At 74.0% G+C, this 20,150-nt stretch carries 16 protein-coding genes; 6 read left to right on the top strand and 10 right to left on the bottom strand.

Annotation, left to right across the window (positions count from 1 at the left end):
• Positions 1–101 precede the first annotated feature (101 nt).
• Positions 102–716, top strand: a complete 615-nt coding sequence (locus ACTMS0_RS21180) for a class I SAM-dependent methyltransferase (RefSeq protein WP_441156973.1) — start codon at positions 102–104, stop codon at positions 714–716.
• A gap of 182 nt (positions 717–898) precedes the next feature.
• Positions 899–1,618: a spermidine synthase gene (locus ACTMS0_RS21175; protein WP_441156972.1), complete on the top strand. Its 720-nt coding sequence runs from the start codon at positions 899–901 to the stop codon at positions 1,616–1,618.
• 59 nt (positions 1,619–1,677) lie between these two features.
• Here the strand turns inward: ACTMS0_RS21175 and ACTMS0_RS21170 are convergent, their stop codons facing one another.
• The 3 genes from ACTMS0_RS21170 to ACTMS0_RS21160 all read right to left on the bottom strand — a co-directional run bounded on the left by ACTMS0_RS21170 (position 1,678) and on the right by ACTMS0_RS21160 (position 6,266).
• Positions 1,678–3,195, bottom strand: a complete 1,518-nt coding sequence (locus tag ACTMS0_RS21170) for an AAA family ATPase (RefSeq protein WP_441156971.1) — start codon at positions 3,193–3,195, stop codon at positions 1,678–1,680.
• 180 nt (positions 3,196–3,375) lie between these two features.
• Positions 3,376–4,956, bottom strand: coding sequence for a glycosyltransferase family 2 protein (locus ACTMS0_RS21165; protein ID WP_441156970.1), 1,581 nt, complete (start codon positions 4,954–4,956; stop codon positions 3,376–3,378).
• Positions 4,953–6,266: a glycosyltransferase family 4 protein gene (locus tag ACTMS0_RS21160; RefSeq protein WP_441157055.1), complete on the bottom strand. Its 1,314-nt coding sequence runs from the start codon at positions 6,264–6,266 to the stop codon at positions 4,953–4,955. The genes ACTMS0_RS21165 and ACTMS0_RS21160 overlap by 4 nt, the downstream gene beginning before the upstream one ends.
• Positions 6,267–6,577: 311 nt before the next feature.
• Between ACTMS0_RS21160 and ACTMS0_RS21155 the strand changes: the two genes are divergently transcribed.
• Together ACTMS0_RS21155 and ACTMS0_RS21150 are read left to right on the top strand one after the other, a co-directional pair.
• Positions 6,578–7,615: a glycosyltransferase family 2 protein gene (locus tag ACTMS0_RS21155; protein ID WP_441156969.1), complete on the top strand. Its 1,038-nt coding sequence runs from the start codon at positions 6,578–6,580 to the stop codon at positions 7,613–7,615.
• Positions 7,612–8,745, top strand: coding sequence for a glycosyltransferase (locus ACTMS0_RS21150; RefSeq protein WP_441156968.1), 1,134 nt, complete (start codon positions 7,612–7,614; stop codon positions 8,743–8,745). Before ACTMS0_RS21155 ends, ACTMS0_RS21150 begins: the two co-directional genes overlap by 4 nt.
• A 70-nt stretch (positions 8,746–8,815) precedes the next feature.
• On the opposite strand, the gene ACTMS0_RS21145 is transcribed toward ACTMS0_RS21150, so the two are convergent.
• Complete coding sequence (locus ACTMS0_RS21145) at positions 8,816–9,958, bottom strand: fatty acid desaturase family protein (protein WP_441156967.1); 1,143 nt, start codon at positions 9,956–9,958, stop codon at positions 8,816–8,818.
• 13 nt (positions 9,959–9,971) lie between these two features.
• Positions 9,972–11,063: a ferredoxin reductase gene (locus tag ACTMS0_RS21140; protein WP_441156966.1), complete on the bottom strand. Its 1,092-nt coding sequence runs from the start codon at positions 11,061–11,063 to the stop codon at positions 9,972–9,974.
• Positions 11,064–11,147: 84 nt separating this feature from the next.
• On the opposite strand from ACTMS0_RS21140, the gene ACTMS0_RS21135 reads away from it, so the two are divergent.
• Entirely contained in the window at positions 11,148–12,386 is a 1,239-nt protein-coding gene (locus tag ACTMS0_RS21135; RefSeq protein ID WP_441156965.1) for a PucR family transcriptional regulator, read from the top strand.
• A gap of 45 nt (positions 12,387–12,431) precedes the next feature.
• Here ACTMS0_RS21135 and ACTMS0_RS21130 read toward each other — a convergent pair whose 3' ends face one another.
• A complete protein-coding gene (locus tag ACTMS0_RS21130; RefSeq protein ID WP_441156964.1) occupies positions 12,432–12,983 on the bottom strand; it encodes a MarR family winged helix-turn-helix transcriptional regulator in 552 nt (183 codons plus the stop codon).
• Between the two features lie 94 nt (positions 12,984–13,077).
• Between ACTMS0_RS21130 and ACTMS0_RS21125 the strand changes: the two genes are divergently transcribed.
• Positions 13,078–14,691 carry an LLM class flavin-dependent oxidoreductase gene (locus ACTMS0_RS21125; protein ID WP_441156963.1) on the top strand — a complete coding sequence of 538 codons (1,614 nt, stop codon included), beginning with the start codon at positions 13,078–13,080 and terminating at the stop codon, positions 14,689–14,691.
• 39 nt (positions 14,692–14,730) lie between these two features.
• Here the strand turns inward: ACTMS0_RS21125 and ACTMS0_RS21120 are convergent, their stop codons facing one another.
• The 4 genes from ACTMS0_RS21120 to ACTMS0_RS21105 all read right to left on the bottom strand — a co-directional run bounded on the left by ACTMS0_RS21120 (position 14,731) and on the right by ACTMS0_RS21105 (position 20,113).
• Entirely contained in the window at positions 14,731–15,534 is an 804-nt protein-coding gene (locus ACTMS0_RS21120; protein WP_441156962.1) for a sugar phosphate isomerase/epimerase family protein, read from the bottom strand.
• A complete protein-coding gene (locus ACTMS0_RS21115; protein ID WP_441156961.1) occupies positions 15,531–16,682 on the bottom strand; it encodes a DUF993 family protein in 1,152 nt (383 codons plus the stop codon). Before ACTMS0_RS21115 ends, ACTMS0_RS21120 begins: the two co-directional genes overlap by 4 nt.
• 76 nt (positions 16,683–16,758) lie before the next feature.
• Positions 16,759–17,913, bottom strand: a complete 1,155-nt coding sequence (locus ACTMS0_RS21110; RefSeq protein ID WP_441156960.1) for a Gfo/Idh/MocA family protein — start codon at positions 17,911–17,913, stop codon at positions 16,759–16,761.
• Positions 17,914–18,025: 112 nt separating this feature from the next.
• Complete coding sequence (locus ACTMS0_RS21105) at positions 18,026–20,113, bottom strand: PQQ-dependent sugar dehydrogenase (protein ID WP_441156959.1); 2,088 nt, start codon at positions 20,111–20,113, stop codon at positions 18,026–18,028.
• Positions 20,114–20,150: the final 37 nt, after the last annotated feature.

Here is a 20,150-nt window from a genome sequence, read left to right as displayed (position 1 = left end):
ATGTCCCGAGGACCCTGCGTCGCGAAGGTGGTCGACGGACACCCGGACGCTGCGGACCGTCGCGGCACGATGAGAGGCTGACCCCGGGAGAGGAGCAGGGCATGGACAGCGACGAGTGGGACGCGCGGTACGCGTCCACCCCGGATCTGGTCTGGACGGCCGAGCCGAACCGGTTCGTCGTCGAGGAGCTGGCCGACCTTCCGCCAGGCCGGGCGCTGGACCTCGCGGCCGGCGAGGGCCGGAACGCGGTCTGGCTCGCCCGGCAGGGCTGGCGGGTCACCGCGGTCGACTTCTCGCCCGTCGCCGTCGCCCGGGGCCGCACGCTGGCGGCGAGCCGGAACGTCACGGTGGACTGGCACGTCGCCGACGTGACGACGTGGCGGCCGGAGCTCGGGGCGTACGACGTCGTCCTGGTCGCCTACCTGCACCTGCCGCCGGACGACCTCGCCCGGGTGCTGGCCGGCGCGGGAGCCGCGCTGCGCCCCGGCGGGCGGATCGTCGTCGTCGGTCACGACCGCGCCAACCTGACCGGCGGCACCGGCGGTCCGCAGGACCCGGAGGTCTTGCACACCCCGGAGGCGGTGGCCGCCGCCCTCGCCGGCCTGCGGGTGGTCCGGGCGGAGACGGCCCGCCGGCCCGTCGCCCGCCCCGACGGCACGACGATCGACGCCCTGGACACCGTGGTCGTCGCCGTCCGCGCGGCGGAGGCGGGCTGAGCCGGCGCCACCGGAGTCAGCCGTGCCGCCGGCGAACCTCGGGCCGCGCCGGGCCAGCCGCGGACCGCAGGCCGCCTCGGCGCCGCCGCGGCCCGCCGGGCCGTCGGGCGTCGCGGGCCACCGGCCACGCGCCCGCCGCGCGCCGCACGACGCCCGCCCGGCGCCGCCGGTAGCATCCGGTCGTGAGCGCGCGATTCGAGGAGCTGGCCTGGCGGGAGACGCCGATCGGTGCCATCAGCCTGCGCCGGCGCCGCGACCCCGCCCTCGACGTCGAGGTGTACGAGGTGAAGCTCGACGACGAGTTCCTCATGTCGAGCCTCTTCCCGGTCGCCGAGATCGAGCTGGCCCGGCTGGGGCTCGCTCCGCTGGCCCGGCGCGACCTCGACGTGGTCGTCGGTGGTCTGGGGCTCGGTTTCACCGCCCGTACCGTGCTGGAGGACGACCGGGTCGCCTCGATGCTGGTGGTGGAGGCGGTCGAGGACGTCGTCGACTGGCACCGGCGCGGCCTGCTTCCGTTCGCGGCCGGGCTCGCCACCGACCCACGGACCCGTTTCGTACGCGCGGACTTCTTCGCCGCCGTCGCCGGGGGCGCCGGCCTCGACCCGGACCGGCCGGGGCGGCGGTTCGACGCCGTGCTCCTCGACGTCGACCACTCCCCTCGCAACCTCCTGCACCCCAGCCACGCCGCCTTCTACACCGACGAGGGGCTGCGCCGGCTCGCGGCGTCCCTGCGGCCGGACGGCGTGTTCTCGCTCTGGTCCGACGACCCGCCCGACACCGCCTTCACCGAGGTCCTCGCCCGGGTGTTCGCGGCGGTGGAGTCGCACGTCGTCCGGTTCCCGAACCCGCTGACCGGCGGCGAGTCCGCGAACACCGTCTACGTCGCGCACACCCCGAACTAGAGGGTCTTCGCAGCGCGCCCGGCGCGGGAGCGGTCAGCGCGGCCCGGGCAGCACGGAGCTCAGCCGCGCCGCAGGCCCTCGATCGCCGCGAGCAGGTCGGCCTGGCCGATCGGGCCGACCGGCCTCCCACCGGTGGCCTCGCGCATCGCCTTGGCGAGCTGCACCCGGCGCAGCACCTCGCGGATGTCCGCGCCGGTCAGCCCCGCGCTGGCGGCGGCGAGGGCGGCGGGGTCGACGTCGTCGGCGAACATCCGGAAACCCGGGTGGTCGTGCCGGACGACGAGGTCGCGGATCATCTTGGTGATGATCTGGGCCCGGCCCGGCTCGTCCGGTGGCGGGATCGACAGCTTGACGTCGAACCGGCCGGAGCGGACCAGCGAGGCGTCCACCCGCTGCGGGAAGTTGGTGGTGGCCACGACGATGACGTGCGGGTTCTCCTCGATGAGGGTGTTCATCTCCTGCTTGAAGATGCCCGCCACCGCGTTGACCGCCTGGCTGGCCGCGTCACCGCCGGCGCCGGCGTAGCTGATGATGCTGTCGAACTCGTCGAAGAGCAGCACCGTCGGCTGCCGGTAGCGGCGCGCCTCGCGGAAGATCTGCTTGATGTTGCGCTCCGAGCCGCCGAGCCACTTGTCGAGGATCTCCGGCGTGCGGATCTCGCGGAAGTCCGCCCCGATCTCGTTGGCCAGCGCGCGGGCCAGCATCGTCTTGCCGGTGCCGGGTGGCCCGTACAGGAGGATGCCCTGTGGACGGCGGGCGCCCCAGCGGGCCATGACGTCGGGGTGGCGGAAGGAGATCGCGATCTCCCGGAACCGGGCCACCACGTCGTCGAGGCCGCCGACCTGGTCGAGGGTCACCGACTCGCTGCCCGCCGGTCGCACCGGCGCGGCGGCCCGCGGCGCCGGTCGCGCAGACGCGACGGTCCGCGGGCGGCGCAGTGCGTACGCCCGGCCTTTTAGCACCCGTGGCTCCGGCTCGTCACCGGCGAGGTCGCGGACGGCCTGGAGGGTGAGCCCGACCAGCGCGCGCAGGTGCGAGACGCTGACCTGGCCGGCCGGCACGGTGGCGCGCAGGGCGACCAGCCGGCCGCCCTCGACAGCCGTCACGTCCTCTTCGGCACGGAGGCCGAGCGCGGCCGCCTCGCCCCGCAGCTCGGCGGCGGCCGGGTCGACGGGACGCTCCCGGTCGGCAACGACGGTCGGCGCGGGCCGGCCGAGCCGCCGCGACGCCTGCGCCGCGATCCGTCCGGCGCGCCGGGCCAGCGGCCCGTCCCGATCGGCGGTGAGGTGCCGTGCGAGCAGCCAGCCGGCCGGGCCGGCGACCCCGAGGGCCAGCAGGCGCAGGGTTCCCGACGGGAGGCCGCTCGTGGCGCGGATCTCGGCGGACAGCCGGCACGTCGCGTCCACGGTGTGCGCGGTGAGGCGGACACTGTGGACCGGCGGTGGCAGCGGCCCGGTCAGCCAGAGCTCGACCAGCCCGATCCGGGCGGCGACCAGGACGCCGGCCGGATCGTCGATGGTGACCCGGGCGCCGAACCGCTCCACGGTGTCCGCGCCCGGCCGGTGCTGGTCCGGCATTATCTCCCGCCCTTCGTGCGGCAGCGACCAGTCCGAGTCTGACAGCCGGTTCGGACGACCGCCACCGGTCCCGCAGCCGCCAACTCGGCGCAGGCGGACGGAAGGCCTCGAGATCTTGGAAGGAAGCGGCCCCAGAGGCCGGAATCCTCCAAGATCTCGACGCGGTGCGGCGTGTGATGCCTAGGGCTGGCGGCGGCGCAGGGTCCGGCGGACCTGGGCGACGACGCGGTTCGGGGTCACCGGCACCACGGAGATCATCAGCCGGCCGGACTCGTCGACGACCGGCGTGACCACGTACAGGCGGGCGCCGCGCCGGCGCAGCAGCGGTGCGGTCGCCCGCAGTCGGGGCGCTCGCAGGGCGGCGGAGCCACCCGCCCCCGTGGCCCGGTTCAGACCCTGGGCCAGCCCCGGGTCGAACTCGCCGACCTGGGCGGACACCGCGCGCCGCTGGCCGGTGGGACCGGTGGCGGCGAGCAGGTCGGCAGCGCGGAACCGGATCCGCAGCGTGGTCCCGTCCGGGCCGGCCGTCACTGTCTCGGTGTCGGCGAGGATCTCCTCGGCGCTGACGCTGAGCGGCGGGAGATCCGGCACGGGCGTCGTCGCGGTCACCGTGAGCACCCGTTCGCCCCGCCGGCCGGTCTCCCAGCCGAGGCCGGTGACGTCGAGCTTCGCCACCCAGTCCGGTGCCGTGGTGACGTCGAAGCAGGAGTCGGGCACGCCGGCGCGGAACCCGGGGTACGCGGCGTACCGGCGACCGTCCTCGACGACCGTGGGCGGCACGCCGGTGCGGGCGTCCTGGCGGATCACGGCGAGCAGGTCGTCGAGGCTGCCGTCGCGGGTCAGGGCGAGCCGGATGCGCGTCTCGGCGTTCAGCTCGCCGGCGATGTCGTCGGTGAGGTACGCGGCGGCGAGGCGCCCGATGCCGTCGTGCACCCGCTGCTGGGTGTCGCGGTCCAGGCGCAGCAGGTCGTCCTCGAGCAGTTTGGCGATCTCGTGGTCGAAGCGCCGGGCCATGACGGCGTCGCGCTGCTTGCCGGGGCCGATCAGGTCGGCCACGAACGCGGTGGTCGCCTCCACGGTGCGCAGCCGGTCGAGGTGCCGGCTCAGGTACGTGATGTTGGTGGCGCTGAACCGCCGGACCGCGTAGTAGAACTCGTAGTCGGCCAGCACCGAGATCCGTCGCGCCCGGTAGCACGCCTCCAGCGTGAACGGCAGGTCGCTGCCGAGCGGCAGGTCCTCCCGGTAGCGGATCCGGTGCCGTTCCAGCAGGTCGCGCCGGAACAGCTTGGTGTTGGCCAGCGACCGCGGCAGCGGCGAGTCGAACAGGTCCACGTCGACCTGGTTGGCGGCGAAGATGTCCTGGTAGATGTGTCGACTGTTGACGCCGACCACCTTGCCGAGCACGACGTCGGAGTCCCACTGGTCGGCGGCGGCGACCAGCCGCTCCAGCGCCTCGGGGCCGAGGTGGTCGTCGGCGCCGACGAAGAAGACGTACCGGCCGGTGGCGGCGTCGAGCCCTCGGTTGCACGGGCCGGCGGGACCACCGGAGTTGGCCTGGTGGATGACGGTGAACACGCCGGGGTACCGGGCGGCGAACCGGTCCAGCTCGGCGCCGCTGCGGTCGGTGGACCCGTCGTCCACGGCCACGACCTGCAACCGGCCCAGCCCGATCGTCTGCCCGACCAGCGAGTCCAGGCAGCCGGTCAGGTACGGCATGGTGTTGTAGACCGGCACCACCACGCTGACGTCGGGCGTGCTCACGGCGCCTCCACCGGGGTGCGCGCGCCGGCCAGCAGGCGGCGGTAGAGCGCGTCGAGGCGGTCGGCCTGCGCCTCCCACGTCCACCCGGGCAGCGGCGAGTCCGGGCCGTCGTAGACCTGGCGGTAGCGCGGCGGGTCGGCGAGCACGGCCCGCACCGCGCGGACCAGGTCGGCGACGTCGCGGGCCCGGAACACCTCGCCCTGTCCGGTCGCGCGGACGGTGTCGGCCATCGTACGGACGTCGCTGACCACGACGGGCAGCCGTGCGTGGGCGTACTCGAAGAACTTCGTGATGAGGGCGATCTCGTGGTTCGGCCAGTGGTGGATCGGGATCAGGCCCACGTCGGCGGCGCTGAGGAAGGCGCTCACCTGACCGTGCGGCACGTACGGCACGGCGTGCAGCCGCTCGGCCACGCCGAGCCGGGCGGCGAGGGCCCGCAGGTGCCGGACGTACGGCGCGGACGGGTCGGCGACCACCAGCGCGAGGTGGGCCCCGGGCAGCCCGGGCAGCGCCTCGACCACGGTGGCCACCCCGCGCTGCTCGGCGAGCGCGCCGCTGTAGACGAGCAGCGGGGTCCGTGGCCCGATGCCGCAGAGGTGACGCAGGTCGGGCACCTCCGCGTCGCCGGGCATCGAGTCGGCCGACGCCGGGGCGTTGAGCAGCACGGTCGGGCGCTCGGCCAGCCGGTGCTCCTCCTGGAGCAGGTCGGCCAGGGTCTCCGAGACGGTGACCACGGCGTCGGCGTGCGACACGTGCTCCCGCACGTACGCGAGGTGGGCCGGCAGCCACCGCACGTTGTCGCGCCGGGGCTTCGCGCCGGGCAGCCACTCGTGCGCGTCCCACACGAGCTTCACGTCCCGGCCGGCGGCCCGCGCCCGGTCCACCGCCCGCGCGGCCACGCCGAGCATCCGGAAGTCGTGGGCGTGGATCAGATCCGGCGCCAGGGCGTCGAGCGGCGGCCCGAACACCCGCTCGTACGTCCACAGCCCCGGTTCGAGGCGCCGCCACGCCCGGTCGCCGGAGACCGTTCGCCAGAGGAGGACCTGGGCGTGCTCGACCGGCCGCCGGACCAGCCGCGCCGCCCGCAGCACCGGCCCGCCACGGGCGACCAGCCGCTGCCGCAGCGTGCGCCGCCCGCCGGCGTGCGTCCCGCCGCCCATCGGCAGCACGCGGACGTGGGCGTCGCCGAGCCGCCAGTCCCGCTCGACGGGGGCGCAGCCCAGCAGGGTGACGTCCCAGCCCGCGTCGGCGGCCGAGCGGGCCGCCTTCTGCACCCGGGAGTCGCCGTCCACCCCGTTGTCCACGAGCATGACCACCCGGCCACCGCCGGCCGCGGCGACACCGTCGAGCTGCACGAATTGTTCTCCGATTCCTCACGTCAGCGGATGCCCGGCGAGTGTACGGCAGTTCGGGTCACCGAATTCGTTCCGCCATCGCGCTTTTCCGCCGCCCGCCGATTCGGCCACGAGCTGATTCCCGGCCGTATACGCTCTGGTCACCTTCACCTTACCGGCGTTTTCCCTTTGGTCGGTTAGGTCATGAACAAAGCCTCGACCGGCATCCGGCGTCGCCCATTCGCCGGTTCGCGGGGAAACCGCAATCAATGCGTAAGCGGGTATTCATGTCGAGTACACCTGACGTCAGCGTGGTCATCCCGACCTGCGACCGGCCGGACCTGGTGACCCGCGCGGTCCGCAGCGCCCTCGCCCAGTCGGTGGCGGAGATCGAGGTCATCGTCGTGGTCGACGGTGCGGACGCCGACACGCAAGCCGCCCTCGCCGCGATCCCCGACCCGCGCCTGCGTGTGCTGCCGCTGCCCGAGCGGAGTGGCGCGCCGAACGCCCGCAACGTCGGCGTCCAGGCTGCCCGCGCCCGCTGGACGGCGTTCCTCGACGACGACGACGAGTGGCTGCCCCGCAAGCTGGAGGTGCAGCTCGCGCTCGCCGCCACCGCGACCGTCGCGTCCCCGATCGTCGCCAGCCGCCTGGTGAACCGCACCCCGCGCGCCGAGTTCGTGCTGCCGCGCCGGCTGCCGCGGCCGGGCGAGCCGATCTGCGAGTACCTCACCGTGCGGCGAGGCCTCTTCCACGGCGACGGCTTCATCCAGACCTCCACGATCATGGCGCCCACCGCGCTGCTGCGCCGCGTCCCGTTCGCCGTCGGCCTGCGCCGGCAGCAGGAGCTGGACTGGACGCTGCGGGCCCTCGCGCACGACGACGTACGGCTGCTGATGGCGCCCGAGCCGCTCGTGCTGTGGCACCAGGACGAGGACCGGCCCCGCATCAGCCTCTCCTCGCCCTGGGCGGCGCAGCTGGAGTGGCTGCGCGCCACCCGGCCGCTGCTCACGCCCAAGGCGTACGCGGCGATCGCGATGAGCGTCATCGCCTCGATGGCGGCGACGACGCGCAGCCCGGCGGTGTTCCGGCTCCTGCTGGCCGACGCCCGTCGCAACGGCGCGCCGAGCGCCATCGACTACCTGACGTACCTCCAGATCTGGCTGGTCACGCCGCAACTGCGGCACACCCTGCGGGACCGGATCCTCGACCGGCGTCGCCGTCGCCCGGCCGCCCCGGCGGGGACAACCGACCGCACCGTCGCCGCGCAGGTCCCCCCGGTGACCACGCCCACCCGGACCGAGGCGTTGAACCGGCAGCCGTGACCCGCACCGAGAACCCGCCGCGCGTCGTCATCTGGCGCAGCCACCTGCTGCCCGGCTCCGAGACGTTCATCCGCAACCAGGCCGACGCTCTGACCACCTGGCACCCCAGCTACCTGGGCGCCGTGAAGGTGACCTCGCCGCTGTCCCGGGACACGGACGTCATCGCCTTCGGCGACTCCGCGCGGGACCGCCGGGACCTGCTCGCGTTGAAGGCGACCGGCCGGGCGCCCCGACTCACCCGGCTGCTGCGACGGCTCCGCCCGGCGCTGGTGCACGCACACTTCGGCGGCGACGGGTGGCTGATCAGCCGCATCGCCACCGACCTGGGCATTCCCCTCGTCATCACCGTGCACGGCCAGGACGTCACCCGACAGCCGGCGCTGCCCGGCCTGCGCGGGGCCCGTCAGCGCCGCCACCTGCGCGTCGCGTTCGACCGGGCCACGCTCGTGGTCGCGGTCAGCGAGTTCATCCGCGACCGCGCGGTCGCCCTGGGCGCCGACCCGGCGAAGGTCCGCGTGCACCACACCGGCGTACCGGTGCCACCCCTGCCGGCGGCCACGCCACCGGTGTGGGACGTGGCGTTCGTCGGTCGCCTCGTCGAGAAGAAGGGCGTCGACGACCTGGTGGAGGCGCTGGGCCTGCTGCGGCCCCGGCGCCCGCGGGTGCTGTTCGTCGGCAGCGGGCCGCTGGAGGCGCCGCTACGGGCCCGCGCCGCGCAGCTCGACCTGGACGCCACCTTCCTCGGCGCCCAGCCGCCGGAGGCGGTGACCCGTCACCTCGCGGAGTCGAAGCTGCTCGCGGCGCCGTCGAAGACGGCGGCGGACGGCGACTGCGAGGGGCTGCCCACCACCATCCTCGAAGCGGCCAGCCTCGGCCTGCCGGTCGTGGCGACGCACCACAGCGGTATCCCGGAGGCTGTCGTCCACGGCGAGAGCGGCCTGCTCGGCGCGGAGGGCGACCGGGCCGCGCTGGCCGGCAACATCGCCCGGCTGCTCGCCGACGACGACCTGCGTCAGCGGCTCGGACGCGAGGCCCGCCGGCACGTCGAGGACCGCTTCGACCTGCACAAGCAGACCCGCCGGCTGGAGAAGCTGTACGACGACGCCGCCGAGCGGGCTGCACTAGCCTGACCCACCACGGTGGTCACCGGAGCGCCGCCGCCCTCGCCAGGCTGTGGGGACGCTGACGCGGCGACGTCGCTCAGGCGCCCGTGGGGGCGAGGGCCGGCGTCGGGCGGTCCTCGGCCCGTCCCCGCTGACGACGGTTGGGCAGCGAGAGCCGGATGACCTTCCACCAGGCGGAGGCAACCTGCTTCGGCAGCGAGCCGGTGGTGTACTTCAGGCCGTACCGGTCGAACAGCGCCCGCACCTCCGGGGCGATCTCCTTGTAGCGGTTGCTGGGGAGATCCGGGAAGAGGTGGTGCTCGATCTGGAACGACAGGTTGCCGGTCATGAGGTGCAGCAGCCGGCTGCCGCTGATGTTGGCGGAGCCGAGCATCTGCCGCAGGTACCACTCGCCGCGCGTCTCGCCCTCGATCGAGGTCTTCTCGAAGGTCTCCACGCCCTCGGGGAAGTGCCCGCACATGATCACCGAGTGGCTCCACAGGTTGCGGATCAGGTTGGCGGTGAACGTGGCGGCAAGCGTGCTGAGGAAGGACGGCCCGGACAGCAGCGGGTGCAGCACGTAGTCCTTCAGCACCTGGCGGCGGATCTTGCGGCCGACGGCGCGGGCCCGGGCCCGGAACTCCGGATCCCGGTGCCGGCCGTCCTTCAGGTTGCGGCCCAGGTCCAGGTCGTACGCGGCGATGCCGTACTCGAAGAAGCAGGCGTTGATGAAGTTCCACAGCGGCTGGCCCAGGTAGACCGGGTGCCAGGGCTGGTCCTCGTCGACGCGCATGATGCCATACCCGAGGTCGTTGTCCTTGCCGACCACGTTGGTGTAGCGGTGGTGCAGCTCGTTGTGCGAGTGCTTCCACTGGTCGGGCGGGGAGACGTGGTCCCACTCCCAGGTGGTCGAGTGGATCTTCGGGTCGCGCATCCAGTCCCACTGGCCGTGCAGGACGTTGTGCCCGATCTCCATGTTGTCGAGGATCTTGGCCACGGCGAGGCCGGCGGTGCCGACGATCCAGGCCGGGGGGAAGAGCGAGAAGAGCAGCACCACCCGGCTGCCGAGCTCGAGCTTGCGGTGGGTGGAGATGACCTTGCGGATGTATGCGGCGTCCCGCTCACCCCGGTCGGCGAGGACCCGGTCCCGGATCGCGTCGAGTTCCTTCCCGATGACCTCGATGTCCTCGGCGGTGAGGTGGGCGATCGGGTTGACGGGCTTGCGCTGGATGACGGTCACGTGGGCACTCCGGTCAGTGGTCGATGTCGCAGGGGCCGGCCGCCCCCGACACGCAGGTCTGGATGAGGACGCCGTCGCCGGGGACCGCCGTGGTGAGCGTCCCGTTGCGCAGGTCGCGGACCGCGCCCTGGCGCAGCGGCAGGACGCAGCCGTAGCAGATGCCCATCCGGCAGCCCGAGGGCATCAGCACACCGGCCGCCTCACCGGCGTCGAGCAGCGGCGTGGCGCCGTCGGCGGTCACGGTCACGCCGGCCCGGCCGAAGGTGACGGTGCCGCCCTCGCCGGGCGAGATGACGGTCGGCCGGAACCGCTCGGTGTGCAGGCGCTCCGGGTGGCCGGCGGCCCCCCAGTGCGCCTCCAGGGCGTCGAGCAGCCCGACCGGGCCGCACGCCCAGGTCTGCCGGTCGAGGTGATCGGGCACCAGGTCGGCCAGGTCGGCGGTGGTGAGGATCCCGTCGTGGTCGGTGTGCCGCTCGACCAGCCGCAGCGCCCCGGCGGCGGCGAGGTCCCGCAGCTCCGCGCCGAAGATCACGTCCGCCGGTGTCGGCGCGGAGTGCACGAGCGTGACGTCCGCGCCGGCGAGGGCGCCGCCGCGCAGCATCCCCATGACCGGCGTGATCCCGCTGCCCGCGGTCACGAACAGCACGCGCGGCGGCACCGGCGTGGGCAGGACGAAGTCGCCGGTCGCCTGGTCGAGCTGCACGATCGTGCCGGGCCGGGCCCGCCGGACGAGATGGTTGCTGACCACCCCGTCCGGTACCGCCTTCACGGTGATCGCGATCGGGTCCCGGCGGCCGCCGAGGGCGGAGGTCACCGAGTACGCCCGCCACTGCCGTACGCCGTCGACGTCCACGCCGAGGCGGACGTACTGCCCGGGGACGTGCCCCTGCCAGTCCCGCCCCGGCTGCACGACCACGGTCGCCGCGTCCGGGGTCTCCGGCCGCACCGCGAGGATCCGGCCCCGCAGGTCGGCGCCGGAGCGCAGCGGGGCGACCAGGTCGAGGTAGTCGTCGGGCAGCAGCGGAGTGGTGACCGCCGCGGCGAGCCGCAGGAACCGGCGCCGCAGGGACGCCGTCGCGGGTGGGCGCGGGACGGTGGTGGTCATATCCCGATGGTCGCGGCACAATGGCATAAATTCTTGGCCCGCGAAGGTGAACCGGGCCCGTCGGTTTGTTCGGGAGGAACAATCGTGCCGGATCGCTCCGAGGCGACCCGCCGGGCTGCCCGGCTCGCCCTCGACGAGCGGGTGGCCGGCGCGCTGCGCGACCGGTTGCCGCTGCTCGCCGAGCGGACCGTCACCGCGATCACCGCCGAGGTGCCCGGCTACTCGGGCGCCCTCACCGGCCAGATGCGGGACAAGATCGAGACGGCGGTGCAGGTCGCGCTCGGCACCTTCCTGCAGTTCGTCGAACGCTCCCACGGCCCCGACCCGAGCACCCCCCTGGTCTCCGCGCTGGAGGCCGCGTACGCCCTTGGCAGCGGGGAGGCCCGCTCGGGGCGGAGCATGGACGCGCTGCTGGCCGCGTACCGGGTGGGGGCCCGGGTCTCCTGGCGGGAGATGTCCACCATCGCGGTGCACGGCGGGCTGCCGGCGGCGACCGTCGCCGAGTTCGCCGAGCTGATGTTCGCCTACATCGACGAGCTGTCCGCCGCCAGCGTCGCCGGGCACACCGACGAACTGACCAGCGCTGGTCGGGCCCGCCGGCGCAACCTGGAACGCCTCGCCCAGCAGTTGATCACCGGCGCGGCCGAGGACGTGCTGCTGCGCAGCGCCGAACGGGCCGACTGGCCACCGCCGCAGACGCTCACCGTCGTACTCCTGCCCCGGGCGAACCTGCGCGCGGCGCTCGCGCTGCTGCCGGCGCAGACCCTGGAGAGCGGCGACGACCTGCCCGGCGCCGGGCCCGGCGAGGAGCTGGCCGTACTGCTCGTCCCCGACGCCCACGGCGACCGGCGGCGGCAGGTCGCCCGGACGCTGCACGGCCGCCGCGCCGTCCTCGGCCCGGCCCGGCCGTGGATGCGCGTGACGTACTCCTGGCAGCGGGCTACCCGCGCCCTGGCGCTCGGGCTGCTCCCGGCCGACGACGGGCCGCCGCTGGACACCGAGGCGCACCTCGCCGAACTGCTGCTCGGCATGGACCCGGAGGGCCTCGCCGACCTGCGCGCCCGGGTGCTGGCGCCGCTGGCGGCGCTACCGCCGACCACGGCCGACCGCCTCGCCGAGACGCTGCGCTCCTGGCTGCTGCACCACGGCCGCCGCGACGACGTCGCCGCCGACCTGTTCGTGCATCCGCAGACGGTGCGCTACCGGATGGGCAAGCTCCGCGAGCTGTACGGGGACCGCCTTCACGACCCGGCCACGGTGCTCGACCTCACCCTCGCCCTGGCGTTCCCGCCCCGCGACCGGGCCGACGAGCAGGCCTCCTGAGCGGTCCGGGCCGGCGGCGATCCGCCGGCCTGACAACGGTCGACCTCAGGGTTTCCGCCGCGCTCCGGGGCGCTCCGGGGACGGGTCGCCGTCGGTCGGGCGCGCCTCCGCCACCGCCTCGCAGAGGTCGGTCAGCGGGTCGAGGCGCTGCGCCGCGCAGGCGACGCGCTGCAGCAGCGTCCGGAACGTCGTCGTGTCGGCGGGATCGAGGGTGCCGAGCAGGTGCGACTCCACGTGGCGCAGAGCCTGCTGGCGCTCCCGCCACGCGACCCGGCCCTCGTCGGTGGCGCAGACGAGGCGGCTGCGGCGGTCGGCGGGATCGGCCCGGCGCACCACGAGGCCACGCCGCTCCAGGTCGTCGATCAGGTACGTGAGCACGGTCCGGTCGATGCCGAGTTCCTCGGCGATCGCGCCCTGGTTGCGGACCGGCTCCCGGACCGCCGCCGTGAGCACCTGGTAGCCCCGGGGGCCACCGGGTATGTCGTCGAGCGCCCGTTCGGCGGCCCTGACGTAGGCGCGGAAGACGACGCCCAGCATCCAGCCGAGGTCGTCGTCGAGCGGGTCCGGCCGTGGGTGGGCCGCCGTCGCACCGGTCATCCGTCGAGAATAGCTGAGCCGGACAGACCTTGTTGGCAGCAGATGTTCTGCATGGCATAACATCTGTCCGACAGCATTTCACGGGAGGACTTCGATGAGCGACTACGGCCACCCGCTGACCTTCGGGTCGTTCCTGACGCCCGGCAACGCCGACCCGGCCCGGGTCGTGGCGCTCGCCGCCCTGTCCGAGCAGGTCGGGCTGGACCTGGTCACGTTCCAGGACCACCCCTACCAGCCCGCCTTCCTGGACACCTGGACGCTGCTGAGCTTCGTCGCCGCCCGCACCAGCACGGTCCGGCTCTCCGCGAACGTCACGAACCTCCCGCTGCGGCCACCGGCCGTGCTCGCCCGCAGCGTGGCGAGCCTCGACCTGCTCAGCGGCGGACGGGTCGAGCTCGGCCTGGGCGCGGGTGCCTTCTGGGACGCCATCGAGGCGATGGGCGGACGACGGCTCACGCCGGCGCAGGGCGTGCGGGCCCTCGAGGAGGCCATCGAGATCATCCGCCAGACGTGGGACGCCGACGCACGGGGCGGCGTCCGCGTCGACGGCGAGTTCCACCGCGTGATCGGCGCGAAGCGCGGCCCCGCCCCCGCCCACGACGTGGGGATCTGGCTCGGCGCGTACAAGCCCCGCATGCTCGCGCTGACCGGCCGCCGGGCCGACGGCTGGCTGCCGTCGCTGGCGTACCTGCAGCCCGGAGACCTCGCCAAGGGCAACGCGATCATCGACGACGCCGCGCGGGAGGCCGGCCGGTCGCCGGCCGACATCCGTCGACTGCTCAACATCAACGGACGGTTCGCCACCGTCGGCCGCGGGCCCCTGCACGGCCCCGCCGAGCAGTGGGCCGAGGAACTGGCGGACCTCGCGCTGACCGACGGGATCAGCACGTTCATCCTCGGCAGCGACGATCCCGACGACCTGCGCCGGTTCGCCGCCGAGGTGGCGCCCGCCGTCCGTGAGCTGGTCGACGGCGAGCGCTCCTCCTCCTCCGCCGTTCCGGCCGACTCCGCTGCCGGCTCGGCCGACTCCGGCGCCGCGGCCGGGCCCCGACCGGCGGAGCCCGCCGGACCCCAGCCGGCGACCGGCCGGCCCGCGTCCGTCGGCCGGGGCGCCTTCTCCGTCGTCCCGACGCCCGACGAGGGCGTCCGCCGCAGCGACATCCAGGTCTGGGACGAGTCGGCCCGCCCGACCGGCCCGGCACGCGACCCCGACCGCACCTACACGGCGCACGACCTGGCCAGCAGCCAGCACCTCATCGACGTGCACGACGGGCTGCGCGCCGAACTGGCGCAGATCTACGACCTGATCGAGCAGGTGGCGGCCGGCACGATCGACGCCGGCACGGCCCGCTCCCACATCAACACCATGACGATGCGGCAGAACAAGTGGACCCTGGGCACCTACTGCGAGTCCTACTGCCGGGTGGTCACCACCCACCACACCATCGAGGACCGGTCGCTCTTCCCGCACCTGCGCCGCGGCGACGCCCGGCTCGCCCCGGTCATCGACCGGCTCGAACAGGAGCACCACCTCATCCACGACGTCCTGGAGCGCGTCGACCGGGCCCTGGTGGCGTTCGTCTCCGTCCCGGACGGGATGGCCGAGCTGCGTGCCGCGGTCGACCTGCTCAGCGACACCCTGCTGTCGCACCTGTCGTACGAGGAGCGGGAGCTGGTCGAGCCCATCGCCCGCATCGGCGTGCGGTGAGCGTGCCGCCCCGCCCCTCGGGCGGGGCGGCCGGCCGAATCAGGCCACGTGGGTGAGGTAGCCGGCGATCGCCTCGTCGAGCACCTCGCGGCCCGGCCGCGCCCACACCGCCTCGGCGAAGACCTCCACCTCGACCGGGCCGGTGTACCCGGCGGCGTCCACGGCCTCCCGGAAGCGGCGCAGCTCGACGCAGCCGGCACCGGGCAGCCCCCGCCCGAGCAGCACCCCGGCCGGCAGCGGCGTCACCCAGTCGGCGACCTGGAAGCAGGCGATCCGTCCCTCCCGACCGGCCCGCGCGATCTGCGTCCATACCTGGTCGTCCCACCACAGGTGGTACGTGTCGACCACGACACCGACCGCCTCCGCCGGGTACGGCGCGGCCAGGTCGAGTGCCTGACCGAGACTGGCCACCACGCACCGGTCGGAGCAGAACATCGGGTGCAGCGGCTCGACGGCGAGCCGGACCCCCGCGGCGACCGCGTGCGGCACCAGCTCGCCGATCGCGTCCCGGACGTGCGCCCGGGCGGCGTCGACGTCCCGGCTGCCGGCGGGCAGCCCGCCGGAGACCAGCACCAGCACGGGTGCGCCCACCGCCGCCGCCTCGTCGATCGCCCGCCGGTTCTCGTCCAGCCACCCCGGGGCCTCGAAGAAGCCGCCGCGGCACAGCGAGGTGACGGTCAACCCGGCGTCCCGCACCAGCGCGGCGGCCCGCTCGACCCCGTACGCGGCCAGATCCTCGCGCCACAACCCCACCCCGGTGACCCCGGCGTCGACGCAGCCGGCGACCAGCTCCGGCAGCGGCCACCGCTTGGTGGTCGCCGAGTTGAGCGCGAACCGCTTCACTGCGCCACCCCCGCCGTGGTCATGAACGCCCGGGCCCGGTGCGCGGCCAGCTCCGCGTCGGGCAGCAGGCCGGCGGCGTCGGCGAGCCGGAGCAGCCGGCCCAGGTGCGCCGGTGACCGTCCGGACTGGAGGCCGCCGACCATGGTGAAGTGGTCCTGGTGCCCGGCGAGCCAGGCGAGGAACACGATCCCGGTCTTGTAATAGAAGGTCGGCGCGCCGAACAGGTGCCGGGCCAGCGGCAACGTCGGCGCGAGCAGCTCGTCGTAGGTCGCCACGTCGCCCGCGTCGAGCGCCCGGAACGCCGCCGCGGCCGCAGGCGCGATGGCGGCGAGGACGCCGAGCAGCGCGTCGGAGTGGCTCTCGTCGTCGCCCCGGATCAGGGCCGGGTAGTTGAAGTCGTCGCCGGTGTAGAGACGTACGCCCGGTGGCAGGCGCCGGCGAAGGGCGACCTCGAAATCCTCGTCGAGCAGCGACAGCTTGATGCCGTCCACCTTGGCATGGTGGGCGCCGATCAGCGCCACCACGGTGTCGGCGGCCCGCGCCGGGTCGGCGGCACCCCAGTAGCCGGCCAGGGCCGGGTCGAAGGCCGGACCGAGCCAGTGCAGCACCACCGGACCGTCCGCCTCGGCCAGCAGCCGGCCGTAGATGTCGAGGTAGTCGTCGGCGGACGGGGCCGCCGCGGCCAGGTGCCGGCTGCACATCAGCACCGGCCGGGCGCCGGCGTCCTGCACGTCGGCGAGCTGCTCGGCGTACGCCTTGCGGATCTCGTCGAGGGTGGCCGGGCCGGGCGGCAGCTGGTCGGTGGCGACACCGGCGCAGATCGCGCCGCCCTCGGCGCGGGCCGCCTCCGCCGACCGGCGCACCAGCTCGCGCGCGGTCGGGTAGTCCAGGCCCATGCCCCGCTGCGCGGTGTCCATGGCCTCCGCGACGCCGAACCCGTACGACCACAGGTGCCGCCGGAAGGCCAGCGTCGCATCCCAGTCCACGGCCGCCGGCGTGCCCGGGACGTTCTCCGCCCGCGGGTCGGCGACGACGTGGGCGGCGGCGTACGCGACGCGGTTGGTGAAGCGGGCGCCGGGCGTGGCGAGTTCGCGGCCCGCGCCGGACAGGGTGAGCGGCCCGTCGGGCAGGACGACCCTCGCGCTCATGCCGCCACTCCGCTTCGCTCCGTGCCGTCATGAGGCACCAGCGCCCTGGGCCGATGATTCGCTCGCTGACGCTCGCTCATGACCGCAGCTCCGTCACCTCGACGCGCCGGCCCTGGCGCGCCGACTGCAGGCCCAGCTCGGCCAGCTGCACCCCGCGCGCACCGGCCCACAGGTCCCAGGTGTACGGGGCGTCCTCGGCGACGTGCCGCAGGAACATCTCCCACTGCGCCTTGAAGCCGTTGTCGTACACCTCGTTGTCCGGCACCTCCTGCCACTGGGAGCGGAAGTCGTCGGTGGACGGCAGGTCCGGGTTCCAGACCGGCTTCGGGGTGGTGGCCCGGTGCTGGACGCGGCAGCGACGCAGGCCGGCGACGGCGCTGCCCTCGGTGCCGTCGACCTGAAACTCGACCAGCTCGTCGCGGTTCACCCGCACCGCCCAGGACGAGTTGATCTGCGCGACGGCGCCCCCGTCGAGCTCGAAGATGGCGTACGCGGCGTCGTCGGCGGTCGCGTCGTAGGGCTGGCCGTCCTCGTCCCATCGACGCGGGATGTGGGTGGTGACGTGCGCGGTGACCGCCCGGACCGGGGCGAAGATCTGCTCCAGCACGTAGTGCCAGTGCGGGAACATGTCCACCACGATGCCGCCGCCGTCGGCCGCCCGGTAGTTCCAGCTCGGGCGCTGCGCCTCCTGCCAGTCGCCCTCGAAGACCCAGTAGCCGAACTCGCCGCGCACCGACAGGATGCGGCCGAAGAACCCGCCCCGCACGAGTCGCTCCAGCTTGCGCAGGCCGGGCAGGAGCAGCTTGTCCTGCACGACGCCGTGCCGTACGCCGGCCGCGTCGGCGGCCCGGGCCAGGTCGACCGCGCCGGAGAGGGTGGTGGCGGTCGGCTTCTCGGTGTAGATGTGCTTGCCCGCCTCGATAGCAAGCCCGATGGCCTTCTCGCGTTCGCTGGTGACCTGGGCGTCGAAGTAGATCGAGACGTCCGGGCGGGCCAGCGCGGCGCCCAGGTCCGTCGTCCAGTCCGTCAGCCCGTGCCGGGCCGCGACGTCCCTCAGCTTGGCCTCGTTGCGCCCGACCAGGACGAGCTCCGGCCAGAGCCGGCCCCCGCCGCGCAGCGGTACGCCGCCCTGCTCGCGGATCGCCAGCAGCGACCGCACCAGGTGCTGCCGGTAGCCCATCCGGCCGGTCACGCCGTTCATGACGATTCCGATCGGGACACGTGCCGTCATCGTCCCACCCTCCAGGTAAGGCGTCGTTCCCCGGCACCCGGTCCGCCGGGTGCCGCACACTGCCGCTGGCCGGCGGGGGCGGCGGCAACGCCGCCGTCCCCGCCGGGCCGGTTCAGGCCGGGTTGCCGGTCACCGTGAGGTGACGCAGCCGGCCGATGTTGTCGAACGAGCCGAAGCCGACCCGCCCGGAGCTGAACGTGGTGTCCTTCGCGGTCATCAGCGGGTCCTTGCTGTTGTCCACGTAGACCGCGATCTCGCCGGTGGCCGGCAGGTGGACGACGCGCACCTTGTGCCAGTCGGCGTCGACGATCGCCGGGTTGGCGCCGCGCGACCGGCCGTTCCACTGGTAGTCGATGCGCTGCCGGTCGGCGTTGTTGACCTTGAAGATGCCGTTGTGCGGCAGGATCGTGTTGTCGGTCGAGAGGTGGGCGTAGTAGAACTCCGTGTCCGAGCGCCAGCCGAACACGATGATCACGTCCCGGTTGCTGACCTCGACCGGCGTGTCCAGCCGCACGTCCGCCTCGATCTCCGCCGAGGACCACTCCGGCCCGTCGGTGACGACCGCGTACTCGAACGGACGACGCGGGCCCGGCCGGCTCACGCCCGCCTCGGCGAGGATGACCTCGTCGTTGTCGAACTGCCACTTCGACGGCGTCACCGGCGCCCAGCTGTCCGGCCCGGAGGGCTTGTGGAGCTTGGTGCCGCCGACGTCGCCGCTGGCGAACTCCCTGGTGCCGGTGACCTTCCAGATCTTGCCGTTGGCCTTGGCGAGGATGTAGAGCTCGCCCGCCGCGTCGGTGCCGAAGCGCAGGTCGACCCGCTCCGGGTTGCCGGGCGCGCCCGGCGCGGAGAGGTCCTGCATCCGCACGGGGGTGCCGGCCGTGTTGAACAGGGCCAGCCGGTGGATCGTGGCCAGACCGTGGCCGCGACGCATCTCCTGCGCCTCGGTGTAGAGGATCTGCCCGTCGACGAGGTCACCGAAGACGTACTTGCCCTTCAGTGCGGGCAGCTCGTTGCCGCGGTAGACGAACCCGCCGGCCACCGCCACCCCGACGTCCGAGGTGCAGTTCCAGCCCGGCGCGGGGTTGTGGTCGTACGCCGCGACCGGGTAGGTGTAGCCGTACTCGGCGTCGTTCGCCGGCAGTGGGAGGAGCTTGTCACAGGCGCTTCCCGACTTGTTGAAGACGAAGGCGCCCTCACGCTCACTCCAGCCGAAGTTGTCGCCGGCGCGCACCTCGTAGATCGCCTCGATGGCGTGCTCGCCGATGTGCCCGAGGAACATCCGGCCGGTGGCCGGGTCCCAGCTGAACCGGTGCGGGTCGCGGAAGCCGACCGCGTAGATCTCCCCCAGGGCGCCGGCCCGGTCGACGAACGGGTTGTCCGTCGGGATGCCGTACCGCCCGCTGGCGGAGTTGGAGCCGCTCGGGTCGATGCGCAGCAGCTTGCCGTGCGGCATGCCCAGGTTCTGCGGTTCGGTGTTGCGCACGCCGGTGCCGCCGTCACCGACCGCCAGGTACAGCAGCCCGTAGTCGCTCTGGCCGGGCTTCGCGGTGGGGTTGAAGTTGATCTCCTGGATGCCGTGGACCTGGCCGGCGAAGCCGATCCGCAGCACCTCGCGCCGGCTGCCGGCGAACGTGTCGGCGGCCGGGTCGGTCGCCGTCCACTCGTTGATCACGCCGTGGAAGATGCTGTTGGCCTGCGCGTGGTCCGGCGTCCTGGTGGCCAGCGACGCCTGCTCGGTGTGGATGGTGTAGAACCGGCCGTTGCTGCCGAACTCGGGGTGGAACGCGACGTAGCCGAAGCCCTGGCCGAGCCCGCGCCCGGAGAAGAACTGCGGCGCGAAGGTGGCGGCCACGTCGAGGTAGACGTGGGGCGCGCCGTCCTTCACCAGGTAGAGCTTGCCGTTGAGGTCCGGTACGGCTCGGCGGCCGGAGCCGTCGGGCAGCTCCATGATGGTGTTGATCCGGGCGGTCCGCATCAACCGCTGGTCGACGGGGGCCGGGTTGGGGAACGACTGCGGGAAGCTGGCGTACTCGCTCAGGACCAGTCCCAGCCGGGACTGGACGGGCATCTCGACGACCGGATCGTCGATCGGCTCGGCGGCCCCGGCGGGGCCGGCGACCAGGGTGGACAGGACGAGCGTGGCGGCGGTGAGCCCAGCCGTCAGCGCGGATCCGCGGATTCTGCCGATACTGCGCACGCGGGTCTCCTTCTCCGGGTGAGGCGGTGCGGAGGAT

It is taken from the genome of Micromonospora sp. H33 (genome assembly GCF_052068455.1).
Classification (GTDB): Bacteria; Actinomycetota; Actinomycetes; order Mycobacteriales; family Micromonosporaceae; genus Micromonospora.
This window is presented reverse-complemented; position numbering and strand designations above follow the sequence as displayed.

Excerpts from the sequence above, each read along its gene's own strand:
- ACTMS0_RS21180 (WP_441156973.1), top strand. The coding sequence starts at position 102 with ATGGACAGCGACGAGTGGGACGCGCGGTACGCGTCCACCCCGGATCTG.
- ACTMS0_RS21170 (WP_441156971.1), bottom strand. The coding sequence starts at position 3,195 with ATGCCGGACCAGCACCGGCCGGGCGCGGACACCGTGGAGCGGTTCGGC.
- ACTMS0_RS21160 (WP_441157055.1), bottom strand. The coding sequence starts at position 6,266 with ATGCTCGTGGACAACGGGGTGGACGGCGACTCCCGGGTGCAGAAGGCG.
- ACTMS0_RS21155 (WP_441156969.1), top strand. The coding sequence starts at position 6,578 with ATGTCGAGTACACCTGACGTCAGCGTGGTCATCCCGACCTGCGACCGG.
- ACTMS0_RS21140 (WP_441156966.1), bottom strand. The coding sequence starts at position 11,063 with ATGACCACCACCGTCCCGCGCCCACCCGCGACGGCGTCCCTGCGGCGC.
- ACTMS0_RS21130 (WP_441156964.1), bottom strand. The coding sequence starts at position 12,983 with ATGACCGGTGCGACGGCGGCCCACCCACGGCCGGACCCGCTCGACGAC.
- ACTMS0_RS21125 (WP_441156963.1), top strand. The coding sequence starts at position 13,078 with ATGAGCGACTACGGCCACCCGCTGACCTTCGGGTCGTTCCTGACGCCC.
- ACTMS0_RS21115 (WP_441156961.1), bottom strand. The coding sequence starts at position 16,682 with ATGAGCGCGAGGGTCGTCCTGCCCGACGGGCCGCTCACCCTGTCCGGC.
- ACTMS0_RS21110 (WP_441156960.1), bottom strand. The coding sequence starts at position 17,913 with ATGACGGCACGTGTCCCGATCGGAATCGTCATGAACGGCGTGACCGGC.